The organism is Ideonella sp. A 288, assembly GCF_002198735.1.
Taxonomy (GTDB): Bacteria; Pseudomonadota; Gammaproteobacteria; order Burkholderiales; family Burkholderiaceae_C; genus Pseudaquabacterium.
Window position 1 is genome coordinate 1 of record NZ_MWLO01000135.1, and the last position, 11,726, is coordinate 11,726.

Below are 11,726 nucleotides of genomic sequence, written 5' to 3' on the forward strand. Positions count from 1 at the left end.
GCGCAACAACAACTTCGAGAAGGACGGCGAGACCGTCTACGGCATGGCCTTCACCGCCGAGGAAATCGACTACCTCGACAGCCGGGCCGACTCCGAAGCCCGCCGCGCCCGTGGCACCGGCCCGGACGACGGCGCCGCCGGCCACGCGCCCCCAAACGCCGCGCCCGCCGGCACCACGAGCCGCAGCCCCCGGGCCCGCAACGGCCGCCAGCCGGCGCACGCCGGGGCCTGACACCAGGGCAGGGCGGGCATCACCGGCACGGCCTGGCGCCCGCCCTTCGCACCGCACCCAACGATCGAAGGAACCCATCATGTACGCGACCCCGAACCACACGACCCCGACCCTGGCCACCCGCTTCGCGCCCAGCACCCGCGTGCTGCGCAGCGACCAGCCTCTTCGCGAAGACCAGATGCGCCACGCCGCGCCGTCGATCTTTGCCGAGGGCAAGCACGCCAGCCGCTCCGAGCGCTACACCTACATCCCGACCATCGACGTCTTGCGCGGCCTGCGCCGTGAAGGTTTCGAGCCGTTCATGGTCGCCCAGGGCGCCAGCCGCGTGGAGGGCAAGGCAGCGTTCACCAAGCACATGATCCGCATGCGCCACCACCGTGACACCAGCGGCCAGGTGCAGACCCGGCCCGAGGTCAACGAGATCATCCTGATCAACAGCCACGACGGTGCCGGCAGCTACCAAATGCTCGCGGGCATGTTCCGCTTCGTTTGCAGCAACGGCCTGGTGGTGGGCGAGGTGGTGGAGGACCTCCGCATCCCGCACCGGGGTGATGTTCAGAACGAAGTGATCGAAGGCGCCTTCCGCGTGCTCGACGAGTTCGAGGCGGTGGACGAGCACACCGAGGCGATGAAGGCGCTGCAACTGCAGCCGCCCGAAGAGATCGCGTTCGCGACCGCGGCGCTGGCGCTGCGCTTCGGCGAACGCGCCATCGAGGACGAGGGCGGCCACAGTCCCGCGCCAGTCACCGCCGCGCAGCTGATCGAGGCCCGGCGGCCCGAGGACCTGGGCCACAGCCTGTGGACCACGTTCCAGCGTGTCCAGGAGAACGCCCTTCGTGGCGGCCAGCTCGGCCGCAGCGCGCTGGGCCGGCGTGTCCACACCCGCCCGGTGGGCAGCATCGACCGCAGCGTCAGCCTGAACCGCGCGCTGTGGATGCTGGCCGAGGAGATGCGCACGCTGAAGGCTTGACCGGAGCGCAATGACTTTGCGATCAAAGTCATCGCGCCGAATGGCACCGACCGGCCTAACCATTGGGCGGGTCGCCCGTCCGGAACCCGACGAGCCGCGAATGCGCCACGACACCATCCGCCCCGACATCGCCGCCTGCGCTGCACGACCTCTTCGAGCAGCGCAGACTGACGACCTTGCCCTCGCATGCGATATCGCCGAGAAGATCCGCGCGGGCCGGCTTCTACCGGCCCGCGGAGAGCCAGCCGACCACGCAGGACGGCGCCGTGTGGTGCAATTGCGATACACTGTGCCGATGAAGACCGCCACCATCCCGTCCGTCCGCGTCGAGCCCGACTTCCGCGCCGAGGTCGAGGCGGTGCTGGCCGATGGCGAGACGCTCTCCGAATTCGTTGAGGCGTCCGTGCGCGCGAGCGTCGAGCGCCGGCAGGTGCAGGCGGAGTTCATTGCCCGTGGTCTGCGCTCCCGTGACGAGGCGCGGCAGACCGGCGACTACGTCGATGCCGGCGTGGTGCTCGACGGCCTGCAGCGCAAGGTCGACGCCGCGCGCGTGCGCCTGGCGAAGAACGGCAAGTGACCTTCAGGGTCAGGCTGACGAGGCACGCCGAGGCGGACCTCGAACGGCTGTTCGACTTCCTCGTCGAGCGCGAACTGGCCCGCGACGGCGGCGACCTGACGCTGCCGGAGCAGGCCATAGGCGCGTTGCGGTCCGGCATCGCGACACTCGCGTCGTCGCCGTTCACCTGCCGCAAGGCCAGCCAGAGCCCCTTCCTCAGGGAACTGATCGTTCCCTTCGGAAGGTCAGGCTACGTGGCCCTGTTCGAGATCGAGGACGACGCGAACGTCACCGTGCTCGCAGTGCGCCACCAGCTTGAAGACGATTACCACTGACGATGCGACCGCCTGGCGGGCCGATTGCACCGCATGTCGCGCTCGACGGCGTGTGCGCCGCATCCGCGGGCTGCGACCGCCCTGCGCGCGACGTCAGCCGTGCCCCAGGAACGTGAGCAAACCCAAGGTCGCCGCCGAGGCGACGGCTGCAGCGGCGACGTGGGTCAACCAGGCCTCCCACCGCCGCGTCCGCTGCTGATCGATCAGCGCCTGCAAGGTCGCTTGCCAGCACTGCAGCATCGCGCCGACTTCGGCCCCCAGCGCCACGCGCGCCGCGTCGGCCATCGCCCGGCCCTGCTGGTCGATGGACCGCCGCGTCATCTCGTCCGCCTTCACCGCCATGTACTTGACCGTCTGCGTCTTGGCGTTGTCGCTGATGGCCAGCACGCGGTTCTGGAAGTCCGCCAGCGATTCGCGCAACTCGTCCTTCGCCTGCAAAAGCGCCTCGCGGGAATCCTCCAACAGCGGCGCCAGTGCGGCCATGTCCCGCATCATGGTGCCGAGGTCGCCGATCGCCTCTGCTATCAGCGCCTCACGGGTGTTGCTCGGCCCGCTCATGAGGCCGCCAGCGGCGCTTCGCTGCCCTCGCGTCGACGGCAGCGGTGCAGGTCCAGGGCATCGAAGCACGCGTCGAGCTCGGGGATGACCCCGCGGGCCAGGCGCTGAGTGGCCAGCTTGCGCGCCAGGGCGATCTTGTCGGCCTGCGAGGCCGTCTTGGCGATCTCGGCCTTGTAGTCGGTGGGGTCCGCCGCCAGTTCGGCCAGAGACTGGCCCGTGCCGCGCACCAACGCATACACCTCGTTGAACGAGATGCACGCCGACTTGCAGGGCTGCACCACGCCGGACGTGGCGCAGTAGGCCAGCAGCGTCTCAAAGGCGCGCTCGATCGGACTGTCATCGTCGACCTGGTTGAACACCAGCCGCAGCCGTTCAGGCGGAACTCCGATGCGAGCCAGCTCGGCCAGCGTCGCGGCCGTGTCCTGCTGCTGCTTGCGGGCCGGCACTGCGGGCACGATGAAGCCGTCGAAGTCTTCCTGGCTGTCGCGATAGCGGCGCATCAGCTTGAGCAACTCTTCGACGTTGCTCGCGCCGATGTCGATGACGACGTTGTCGACGCTCTGCAGAAACTCCTGCAGCTGCGCGAACTGTCGGCCACGGATCGTCACGGACTGGTCCTCGTCGGCATTGATGCTCTCGACTGCAACGACCTGGCAGCCGGGAATGCGGGGGGCGAGCAGATGGCGAGCGACGGTCGACTTGCCAACGTTGCCGGAGAAGTTGATGACGGCGAGTTTCATGAATTCTCCTTCGTCTGGAACAGTGGGTTGCTCGGGTGGGCGGCGAAGAACGCCTCGGCGATCTCGCGGCCGGAGGGGCTCGTGGGCACCCGCGCAGAAGGCATCGGGACCTCGGGGCGGGCGGTTGTCGGCACGGTCGTCGACGGCGGCTGCTGGGTGACGCTCTGTCGCTGCTCGTGCGTGGCGCCGGGCCCTGGCCGTGCCGCCTCGCGCTTGATGGTGGTGAGGCCCACGCTGACGCCGGCCTCCAGAAGTGCTGTGCGGATCGCCGAGAAGGTGTAGCCCGAGCTGCGCAGACGATGGATGTCCGCGGTGAACTGCAGCGCCTTGCGATTGGCCCGCCCTGGCGGGAGCTTTGGTGCCAGGGTCATGGGACTTGCCCGGCACGGCCGAGCCGACGCAGGGCCTCGACAAGCCTGGACAGCAAGCCGAGGGTCGAACGATCGCGGACGCCGTCGGGGATTGCAGGGGCGGATCTGGCGCTGGTGATGCCGGACGGCAGATCGCTGTTTGCGCCGAACTGCTGCGGCGTCGTTGCCGTTGCCGCCGTCGCCGGCGTCGGGCTGCATGGCGGCAACTCGTCCAGCGTTGGGAGTACGTCTTTCGCGGGCGCGAGCCCCCAATCGCTTGGGGGCCGATTTGCCTCGCGCCAGACTGTGCTGACACTGACCGAGACACCTGCATCGAGCAGCGCCTGACGAATGGCTTCCAGCGTGTGTCCCTCGGCCCGCAGGCGATGGACTTCGTTCGCGTACCGCAATGCTTTGCGTTTGGCGTGGCCCGGTGGCTGCTTGGGATTGAGTTGCATTGGCTCAGCCCGTGATCGCTCCATTCTGTCAGTGTGGCCTCGCCGACTGTCGAAGAAGGCGATGACTTCAGTCGAAAAATCATCGGCCTGACGGCTCAACGCGATACGCGGTCCGGTAGCGGTCCGGGTGCAGACCGGGTTTGGGCCGGAGGCAGCCCGACGCGGCCCGCTTCAGCCCGGTGCCAGTCCGCATCAGGGCCGGCTTCAGTCCGCTAACGGTCCACCCGGATGACCGTCGCGCAGCCACCGCGATGATTTTCGGCTCGGAATCATCGGCCCTGGTGCCTCGATCCGAGCCAATACTGAATGCATTGGTGAGTGCAGAGATAGGCGGCCTGCCGCCAGTTTCACAAGCGCTTCGCGTCCCTCCATCCGTCGGCTCATGAACACCACTGCCCATGACTTCGTCACGGTCGACATGCGCGGCTTGAAGGCCGCGCTGGTCGCGCGTGCGCAGGCGGAGCGAGTCAGCGTGTCGGTGCTGTTACGTGGGGCGGTGGCCCGCGAGATCGGGCTTGCAGTCGAGGGCGAGGATGGGCGCGTGGACGTGCCCAGCTCTGCAGCTTCAAAGGCGACCAGCGTCAAGCTGTCGATCCGTATGTCGGCCGAGGAAGCTCGGCAACTCGCCGCAGGGGCGAGCGCCGCGGGCCTGTCGCGAGGCGCTTACCTGGCCGGCCTCATCGCCAATGTGCCCGTGCTGTCTGCCGGTGCCAGCCGTGCCGAGTACATCGCTACTCTGATGGCTTCCAGCGCCGAGCTGTCGACCCTCAGCCGCAACATCCATCGCCTGACTGCGCTGCTGCGCCAGGCCAACGTCGAACCGGCGAGGCCCTACCGAGAGATGCTGGACACGCTGGCCGACGACGTGCGGCGACACCTCGAACTAGCTGCTCGCGTCTTGGCCGACCTGCAGCCCCGCAGCCGCAGCGCCGCGTCCTCAGCTCACTCCACGCGATGACGAAAGGAGATCGCCATGGCTCAACCGCCCAACATCGACGGCATCTTGATCACCTGGGGCGACCGCCTGTTCTACCCAGGCAACCGGGTCGTCAAGGTGAAGCCGCAACCCAAGATGGGCGGGGACGCGGCACGCATGCGAGCGGCTGCCATCCGCAAACGCATCGAGGCGACGGTGGTTCGGCGTGCGCCCCAGGTCATGGTCAAGGTGACGGGCGGCGGGCGTGGCATGAAGGCAATCGCTGCGCACTTCCGCTACATCAGTAAGAACGGCCGGCTGGAGATCGAGGACCAGCGCGGCGAGACGATGCGGGGTAAGGACACCTTGAGCGATCTGGCTGATGAATGGCGCTTTGGTGGCTCCTTGATCCCCGACGACGCCGAGCCCGGCCACCGCCGCGAGGCTTTCAACATCATGCTGTCGATGCTACAGGGCACCAATCCGCTGAGTGTGCAGCGTGCGGCGCGAGAGTTCGCCCAAGCCGAACTGTCCGATCACAAGTACGTGATGGTCCTGCACGATCACCAGGCCAATCCGCATGTGCACATCAGCGTGCGGGCTGAGTCCAAGCACGGCAAGCGCTTGAACCCACGGAAGGCCGACCTACACCGGTGGCGAGAGACTTTTGCCGAGAAGCTGCGCGGGCATGGCATAGAGGCCGAGGCCACCTTCCTGGCCAACACCGCCTTCGCCGACGACGCGCACAGCATCGTGCTGGTCGGTGGACCCGTCACCGGGAAGACCCATCTGGTTAAAGCCTTATGGCGTGTCGGGCAGTCCTCGAAAATTGAATGAAGAGATGCGCATAATGTCTCCACTGACGAAACACAATAATGGTATTCCTCTATTTGCAGACAGGCTCTCGTACAACGATTCATCCAATCAGACCAGCCCCAGGACCTTCATCGCCGCTGTCTTCGGATCGCCGAAAAAGATGGGATCCACGTGTTCCATGATGTCGGCGCTGACGTCCAGGAAGTTGCGTTTGTTCTCGATCGGAATCAGCGCTCGCTTTGCGCCGTTGTCCTTCGCAACCTGGAGGGGCTCAGTCAACGACCTGAGTGGCTTGATGTTCCCCTGGCTTTCATCTGCCCGAGTGCGACGTCGAGAACTCCGACGCCTGGCAATCGATGCTGGTTCAACTGCCCGAAGGACGTTGCCACAGCGTCTTCATGGTGTGTGACCTCGCGGCGCAGCTCATTGACGATCGCACCGGCATTCAGCTCCCGAACCTCCTTGCCAAAGGTGTCGCGGAAGGCCTCGGACGCCTTGACTAGCTCTTCGAACTCAATCCCCTTCTTAGGTCGGAACGATGCCTGCCGGAAGAGGTTGTTGTTGTTGAAGGTTTCGCGAGCGTCGACGCTGGCTAGCGAGTCGATCGTCTGGCCTTTACTGGTCGCCTCTACCTTGCCGGCGCGCAACAGCGAAAGGACTAGAAGGCGGATGGCCTCGAGTCCCAGCCGAAAGGTTCCTTGGAAAACTCATCGGCAAGGAACCTGCCGCTTGCCGTGTCTCCATAGTTGGCGCGCTCATTGATCCGATCGAGCATCTCCTTCAGCGGCCCGCTTTCAATGCGGAACACTGCCTTGCCTCAACGAACGGGCGCCGCCCGATCACGCGTGCGCTGCACCTCGGGCGTGGGCACCCCGGCGGGCCGCTCGACCGTCCGCTGGGTCGGCGCGGCCACGTCCCAGACCTTGACGCTGGGCGCCTTGCCATCGCGGATGCGCTGCGCGAACTTCTCGGTTGCCGCGGCCAGGATGGCCTCGCGCCTGGGCTCGGGCACGCGCTTGGCGATCAGTACCGCCTCGATCGCGGCCAGCACCGCCTTGCGTCCTCCACTGCCGCGGCCTGAGGCCTTCTCCACCGGACCTTCGGCAGCGCTGGGGCCATCGCCCCGGGCCGGCTCGATCCGGTTGACGAGCCGGGCCTCGCGTTCCCTTTTCAGCAGTTCCAGGTCGGCCGGGTTCGGCTCGTAGCCGAGAGCCCTCACGCCGCGGACCGAGGCTTCGAGCCAGACCATGCGCCGGAAGTCCTCGTTGCCCGACACCCGAACCCCGCGCCAGTTCCGCGCCTCGGCCACGTCGACCATCGACCGGGCCACCGACGGGCTGTTGGTGTCGGTGGCCAGCCGGAAGGTCGATTCGGTGAAGGCCACGCGAGAGGTGTCGCCGCGGAAGCGGTATTCGGTGCGGCCGATGGTCACATCGCTCAGGGTCACCGGCGCCCGCTTGATGAGGTAGCGGTCCCTCAGTGCGGCTTCGATCCGCGCCACCTGGGCGGCGCGCTCGGCCTGGGTGTCGATCCTGGCGATGGCTTTGGCGTCGGTCTTGTCCGGGGCGGCCTCGGCCGGTGCCTGGGACCTCGACGTGGTCGGCGCCTTGGCCGCGCGGGTTGCCTCGGGCATGTCGTCGCGGACCGGCACGAGATCCAGGGGACGCTCGGGCGCTGCTGCGCGCTGCGGCCCGCGCTGCCACGTCCCATCGACCTTCTGCACGGGGGTCCGCCGGCCTTCCTGGTCCAGCGCCACGAACCGGCTGCTGCCGAGTTGCTCGGCCTTGGCCACCATATCGGCCAGCGTGTTCGCTCGGTAGGTGACATCCGCAAACGGATCGCGCAGTTCGTAGCGTTCGCCGGGCACCTCGACCGGCGTCTGGAAGCGCTCCTTGGCGACGCCGGCGCGATTGGCAGGCTCGACGGTGCCGCCTGGGGCCGGCGCGGTTCGATCGGTGGAAGGGTGGTCTGCATCCATGGTGTCCTCGCGAGGGTTGGGGCAGGGAAGGGCATCCGCTCAGGGCGCCGCGATGGCCGACGCGCCTACGGCAACCGGCAGCGCCCGGTACAGCTCGATCTCGACGCGGCGGTTCAGGCCCCGTCCGGCCGGGCTCGAGTTGTCGGCGGCGTGGTCGCCGACGGGCTGGTAGGTCGCGCGGATGCGCGCCGGATCGACGCCAGCACCGACCAAGACGTCGCGCACTGCGTCGGCGCGCTGGCGGGCGATGCGGCTTTCGGCGAGGGAGTCGGTGGCGCCATCGGTCCGGCCGCGCAGCAGGACCAGGGGCGCGGCCTTGGCGTCCTCGACCAGGGCCGAGGTCACTTCGGTGGGGATGACAACGCGCGTGCTGCCGAAATCGAAACGGACGGTGAAGACGTTATTGGCCTGCACCTGCCGACCGGACGGCCCCTGCAGAGCGGCCAGCATCTGCTGGCGCGCGCCCAGGTTCGCCAGCGTGGCCGCGGTGGTTTCTGCCAGGCGGCTGGAGTCGGTAGCCAGCAGCCGGGTGTTCTTCAGGTCGGTTTTGCAGACCTGCAGCGCGATGGCCATCGCCGAGTTGGCTGGCCGCTTCGTCGACTCGTCGACGGTCGGCGGCTTGGGTGGCGACGCGCAGGAGCCCAGCATCAGGAGCCAGGGGATCAAGGGTGTGACGGAGCGCATTGCAACCTCCACGCGAGTTCAGAGGGGTTGTGCCAAGGTCGTTGCCTGAGCCGAGACGTCGACCATCAGCACGCCGTCGTCGTCTTCAACGGGCTCGATCGAGCCTCCGACACTNGCCGAGACGTCGACCATCAGCACGCCGTCGTCGTCTTCAACGGGCTCGATCGAGCCTCCGACACCGAGGTGGCCCGGCCGGCCGCCGCCCAGGAAGTCGAGCATGCCCTCGGCCACCTCGTCGATCGGTCTGTCCGGCAGATCGCACCACTTGGCCAGGTCGTAGGCCAATCGGTCGGCGTCCAGGCTCTCGCCCGACGCGAGGTCATCGTCGGCATAGCGCCAGCGTTGTTGAACCCGCGCCAGATGCAGATCCATGTCCATCCGCGGCACCACAGGTGCCTTGCGCAGCCGCTCGATGAAGACCCGCTCGCGGTGGTACCGGATCTTCTCGCCAAGGATCGGCTTGCAGTTCTCGAAGATCACCACCAGGCGCTCGCTGCCCAGTTCCTTGAACTCCTGCGGCAGTAGCAGGGCCCGGCGCTGGTCGCTGTCGTTGCGGCTGACCGTGCTGTGGCCGTGACCGCTGTACGAGCGGCTGCGCCCCCGCGACGTGGCCCGCTCGGTGAAATGGCCCAGCATCGCGCTGTACTCGTCGGCGTCGCGCTGCTCCCGCGGCGCATACAGGATCTGAAGCCCGTGGTTCGTCGCAAACGTCCGCGCCTCCTTATCGCCGTACACCGCGTCCAGCTGCGACATCGCCTGCACCACCGTCAACAGCCGCAGGTTGTAGCCGGCCAGGAAGGCCGCGGCCGAGGTGACGATGCCCACGCGCCCCATCGCCGCGAACTCGTCGTTGACCAGCAGGCACTGCAGCTTCAGCGTCGAATCCTGCGCCGGCAGGTGCTGCGTGTTCAGGCTGACCAGCTGCGAGAAGAACAGGTTCAGCAATGGCCGGGCGCTGGCCAGCCGGTTCGGCGGGATGCGCACGTAGACCGACATCCGCCGCCGCCGCAGATCCTCGAGCCGGAAGTCGTTGGCGCTGGTCGCCGCATCCACCACCGCATCCGCAAAGATCGTCAGCGGCGCATTGAAGGTGGCCACCACGCTCGACAGCGTGTTCTCGGAGTTCGCCAGCAGCCGCTGCAGCGCGTCCACACACTCGTCAGACAGCGCCGGGCTGGCGATCGAGGCCGCATCGCGCCGCTGCGCGATCAACCCGCCCAGGTGGTCCTTCAGGGACCGGCCCTTGCCTGACGACTGCCGCAGCATCTCGCCGATCGTGCGCGGCAGCGCCGGGGTCTCCAGCAGCAGCAGTCCGAGGCCCAGGAACAGGTTGCGCGCCTGGTCGTTGAAGAAGGCCTCCGACGAGCTGCCCATGCCGTCGCTGGGGAAGAACACCTGCCCGATGGTCAGCAGGTCGCCGACGCGGTGCAGCGGGCTGGGCCGCACGGCGCTCAGCGGGTTCCAGCGGTGGCTGCGGGCGTCGTCGTCGAAGGGCGAGAAGGCGTAGACCGCCTGGCCGTGCTCGGCGCGGTAGCCGGCGGTGACGTCGAAGTTCTCGCCCTTGATGTCCAGCACCACCACCGAGTCGGGCCAGTTCAGCAGGTTCGGGATCACGACGCCGACGCCCTTGCCGCTGCGGGTGGGCGCCGACAGCATCACCGAGAGCTGGCCTGGCAGAGCCAGGAACTTGCCGCGGTGTCGACCGATCAGGATTCTGGGCTGGCTCGACTGGCTCGTCAGGCCGGCGCGCGCGACTTCGGCCGAAGTCGCGAAGCGCGCATCGCCATGCAGTGGCCGCCGCGGACGGGCCGCAGCCATCAGCGCCATCGGCAGCACCACCAGCAGCCCCAGCCCCGACACCGCCATCGATACCAGCAGCTTCTTGCGCAGCCGGGCATCGTCGGCGTACAGCTGCCAGTAGTGCGCGATGCTGGCGAAGCGGGCCTGGCGCGGGTCTGCCTTGTTCATCACCAGGAACAGCACTGCCGACAGGTACAGCGCGAGGCCGGCCAGCACCAAGAAGCCGACGACGGCAAACAGCCCCGCGGCCACCTTGCGCCCGGTCGGCCACGCGGACATTGGCAGGGCAGTGAGGCTGCTCATGACGCCGCCGCCATCGCGTCGTCCCAGCGCCCCAGGCGCTGCCTGCGCGGTTCGTAGAACACGTCAGAGATGAAGCGCCCGCGCTCGTCGCGGTCGAACTGCACGACCACGTCGACGACGACACCGAGCAGCCACTTGATCTCGTGCATCAGCAATCCGCCGCCGGCGCCGCTCTCGCGGATCATCAGCGACATCTGCTCGAAGGCCAGCGCGCAGCTGCCGGCGTGCACGCTGGTGATGCTGCCCGGGTGGCCCGAGGCGGCCAGCCGCACGAAGTAGAAGCACTCGTCGCCGCGCACCTCGGCCAGGAAGATGCGGTCGGGTTTCATGCGCAGGCAAGCTTCGAGCAGCGACTTGGCGGTGACGCGCGCCGTGCCCTGCGCGTCCTTGCTGTAGTACAGGTGAACGACGTTCGGGTGGTTCGGCAGCGTCAGCTCGGCGGTGTCCTGGATCGTGATCAGGCGCTCGTGCCGCGGCACCTCCTCGACCAGGCCCTTCATGAAGGTCGTCTTGCCCGACCCGGTCTTGCCGCTGACGACGATGGTCTGGTGCCGGCGCACGGCCAGGCGCAGGAACTCGGCGTAGCGGCCGGCATCGCGCAGATCGACCAATTGCTGCTCGAAGGGCAGCAGGTCGCTCGACGAGGCGCGGCCGACGGTGGCCCGTGCCGGGTCCAGCCGCTCGAACAGGCCCTCGCGCTCGAAGTCGTCCAGGCGCTTGATCAGCTCCGACGGCTTGCGCACCGTGATCGACACGGTGCCGCGCGGCACGGCCGGCGGGATCACGAACTGAATGCGCTCGCCGCTGGGGAGCGTCGCTGACAACAACGGCCGTTCCTGGTTGATCTGCTGGTCGCAGAAGGTGGCCACTGCGGTGGCCAGCGACAGGCAGCGCTCTTGCGTCATCTCAGGCGCGGCGACGGTTTGCCAGCCGAGCACGGTCTCGACCAGCAGTTCGCCGGGACGGTTGACGCAGACTTCGAGCACGCCCGGCGCGTCGAGCTGCTCGCGCAGCGGGCGCAGGAACTCGA

The 11,726-nt window shown here is 67.9% G+C and carries 14 protein-coding genes and 2 pseudogenes; 6 read left to right on the plus strand and 10 right to left on the minus strand.

Annotation, left to right across the window (positions count from 1 at the left end; genetic code table 11):
- The 4 genes and pseudogenes from EOINJALH_RS19095 to EOINJALH_RS19110 all read left to right on the plus strand — a co-directional run.
- Positions 1–232, plus strand: a pseudogene (locus EOINJALH_RS19095) (single-stranded DNA-binding protein); the annotation flags it as partial.
- A 79-nt stretch (positions 233–311) separates the two neighbouring features.
- Positions 312–1,202 (plus strand): DUF932 domain-containing protein, encoded by an 891-nt coding sequence (locus EOINJALH_RS19100; protein ID WP_088282996.1) that lies wholly within the window; start codon positions 312–314, stop codon positions 1,200–1,202.
- Positions 1,203–1,302: 100 nt separating this feature from the next.
- Complete coding sequence (locus EOINJALH_RS33340; RefSeq protein WP_310732318.1) at positions 1,303–1,779, plus strand: YlcI/YnfO family protein; 477 nt, start codon at positions 1,303–1,305, stop codon at positions 1,777–1,779.
- Positions 1,776–2,093: a type II toxin-antitoxin system RelE/ParE family toxin gene (locus EOINJALH_RS19110; RefSeq protein ID WP_088282999.1), complete on the plus strand. Its 318-nt coding sequence runs from the start codon at positions 1,776–1,778 to the stop codon at positions 2,091–2,093. Before EOINJALH_RS33340 ends, EOINJALH_RS19110 begins: the two co-directional genes overlap by 4 nt.
- A gap of 93 nt (positions 2,094–2,186) precedes the next feature.
- Here the strand turns inward: EOINJALH_RS19110 and EOINJALH_RS19115 are convergent, their stop codons facing one another.
- From EOINJALH_RS19115 to EOINJALH_RS31310, 4 genes are read right to left on the minus strand one after another with little or no spacing between them, the layout of a single operon-like run.
- Positions 2,187–2,651 carry a hypothetical protein gene (locus EOINJALH_RS19115; protein ID WP_088283001.1) on the minus strand — a complete coding sequence of 155 codons (465 nt, stop codon included), beginning with the start codon at positions 2,649–2,651 and terminating at the stop codon, positions 2,187–2,189.
- Positions 2,648–3,391: a StbB family protein gene (gene stbB / locus EOINJALH_RS19120; RefSeq protein WP_088283003.1), complete on the minus strand. Its 744-nt coding sequence runs from the start codon at positions 3,389–3,391 to the stop codon at positions 2,648–2,650. The genes EOINJALH_RS19115 and stbB overlap by 4 nt, the downstream gene beginning before the upstream one ends.
- Complete coding sequence (locus EOINJALH_RS19125; protein WP_088283005.1) at positions 3,388–3,762, minus strand: hypothetical protein; 375 nt, start codon at positions 3,760–3,762, stop codon at positions 3,388–3,390. The genes stbB and EOINJALH_RS19125 overlap by 4 nt, the downstream gene beginning before the upstream one ends.
- Positions 3,759–4,199, minus strand: a complete 441-nt coding sequence (locus tag EOINJALH_RS31310) for a hypothetical protein (RefSeq protein WP_144290090.1) — start codon at positions 4,197–4,199, stop codon at positions 3,759–3,761. Before EOINJALH_RS31310 ends, EOINJALH_RS19125 begins: the two co-directional genes overlap by 4 nt.
- 382 nt (positions 4,200–4,581) lie before the next feature.
- On the opposite strand from EOINJALH_RS31310, the gene EOINJALH_RS19130 reads away from it, so the two are divergent.
- Together EOINJALH_RS19130 and EOINJALH_RS19135 are read left to right on the plus strand one after the other, a co-directional pair.
- Complete coding sequence (locus tag EOINJALH_RS19130) at positions 4,582–5,157, plus strand: hypothetical protein (protein WP_088283007.1); 576 nt, start codon at positions 4,582–4,584, stop codon at positions 5,155–5,157.
- 15 nt (positions 5,158–5,172) lie between these two features.
- Positions 5,173–5,952, plus strand: coding sequence for a relaxase/mobilization nuclease domain-containing protein (locus tag EOINJALH_RS19135; protein WP_310732319.1), 780 nt, complete (start codon positions 5,173–5,175; stop codon positions 5,950–5,952).
- Between the two features lie 87 nt (positions 5,953–6,039).
- Here EOINJALH_RS19135 and EOINJALH_RS19140 read toward each other — a convergent pair whose 3' ends face one another.
- From EOINJALH_RS19140 to virB11, 6 genes and pseudogenes are all read right to left on the minus strand, one after another.
- Positions 6,040–6,210 (minus strand): hypothetical protein, encoded by a 171-nt coding sequence (locus EOINJALH_RS19140; RefSeq protein ID WP_199873423.1) that lies wholly within the window; start codon positions 6,208–6,210, stop codon positions 6,040–6,042.
- Positions 6,207–6,578, minus strand: coding sequence for a hypothetical protein (locus EOINJALH_RS19145; protein ID WP_199873424.1), 372 nt, complete (start codon positions 6,576–6,578; stop codon positions 6,207–6,209). Before EOINJALH_RS19145 ends, EOINJALH_RS19140 begins: the two co-directional genes overlap by 4 nt.
- 170 nt (positions 6,579–6,748) lie before the next feature.
- Positions 6,749–7,909: an LPD7 domain-containing protein gene (locus EOINJALH_RS19150; RefSeq protein ID WP_088283009.1), complete on the minus strand. Its 1,161-nt coding sequence runs from the start codon at positions 7,907–7,909 to the stop codon at positions 6,749–6,751.
- 39 nt (positions 7,910–7,948) lie between these two features.
- Complete coding sequence (locus EOINJALH_RS19155) at positions 7,949–8,593, minus strand: OmpA family protein (RefSeq protein WP_088283011.1); 645 nt, start codon at positions 8,591–8,593, stop codon at positions 7,949–7,951.
- Positions 8,594–8,708: 115 nt separating this feature from the next.
- Positions 8,709–10,696: pseudogene (locus EOINJALH_RS19160) on the minus strand (type IV secretory system conjugative DNA transfer family protein); the annotation flags it as partial.
- Positions 10,693–11,726: P-type DNA transfer ATPase VirB11 (virB11, locus tag EOINJALH_RS19165; RefSeq protein ID WP_088283126.1), on the minus strand; the 1,034-nt coding region annotated here is incomplete at its 5' end. The gene virB11 and the pseudogene EOINJALH_RS19160, both read right to left, overlap by 4 nt.

Bases quoted from the DNA above. Each gene is read 5' to 3' on its own strand.
- EOINJALH_RS19100 (WP_088282996.1), top strand. From the start codon at position 312: ATGTACGCGACCCCGAACCACACGACCCCGACCCTGGCCACCCGCTTC.
- EOINJALH_RS33340 (WP_310732318.1), top strand. From the start codon at position 1,303: ATGCGCCACGACACCATCCGCCCCGACATCGCCGCCTGCGCTGCACGA.
- EOINJALH_RS19115 (WP_088283001.1), bottom strand. From the start codon at position 2,651: ATGAGCGGGCCGAGCAACACCCGTGAGGCGCTGATAGCAGAGGCGATC.
- stbB (WP_088283003.1), bottom strand. From the start codon at position 3,391: ATGAAACTCGCCGTCATCAACTTCTCCGGCAACGTTGGCAAGTCGACC.
- EOINJALH_RS19125 (WP_088283005.1), bottom strand. From the start codon at position 3,762: ATGACCCTGGCACCAAAGCTCCCGCCAGGGCGGGCCAATCGCAAGGCG.
- EOINJALH_RS31310 (WP_144290090.1), bottom strand. From the start codon at position 4,199: ATGCAACTCAATCCCAAGCAGCCACCGGGCCACGCCAAACGCAAAGCA.
- EOINJALH_RS19130 (WP_088283007.1), top strand. From the start codon at position 4,582: ATGAACACCACTGCCCATGACTTCGTCACGGTCGACATGCGCGGCTTG.
- EOINJALH_RS19135 (WP_310732319.1), top strand. From the start codon at position 5,173: ATGGCTCAACCGCCCAACATCGACGGCATCTTGATCACCTGGGGCGAC.
- EOINJALH_RS19150 (WP_088283009.1), bottom strand. From the start codon at position 7,909: ATGGATGCAGACCACCCTTCCACCGATCGAACCGCGCCGGCCCCAGGC.
- EOINJALH_RS19155 (WP_088283011.1), bottom strand. From the start codon at position 8,593: ATGCGCTCCGTCACACCCTTGATCCCCTGGCTCCTGATGCTGGGCTCC.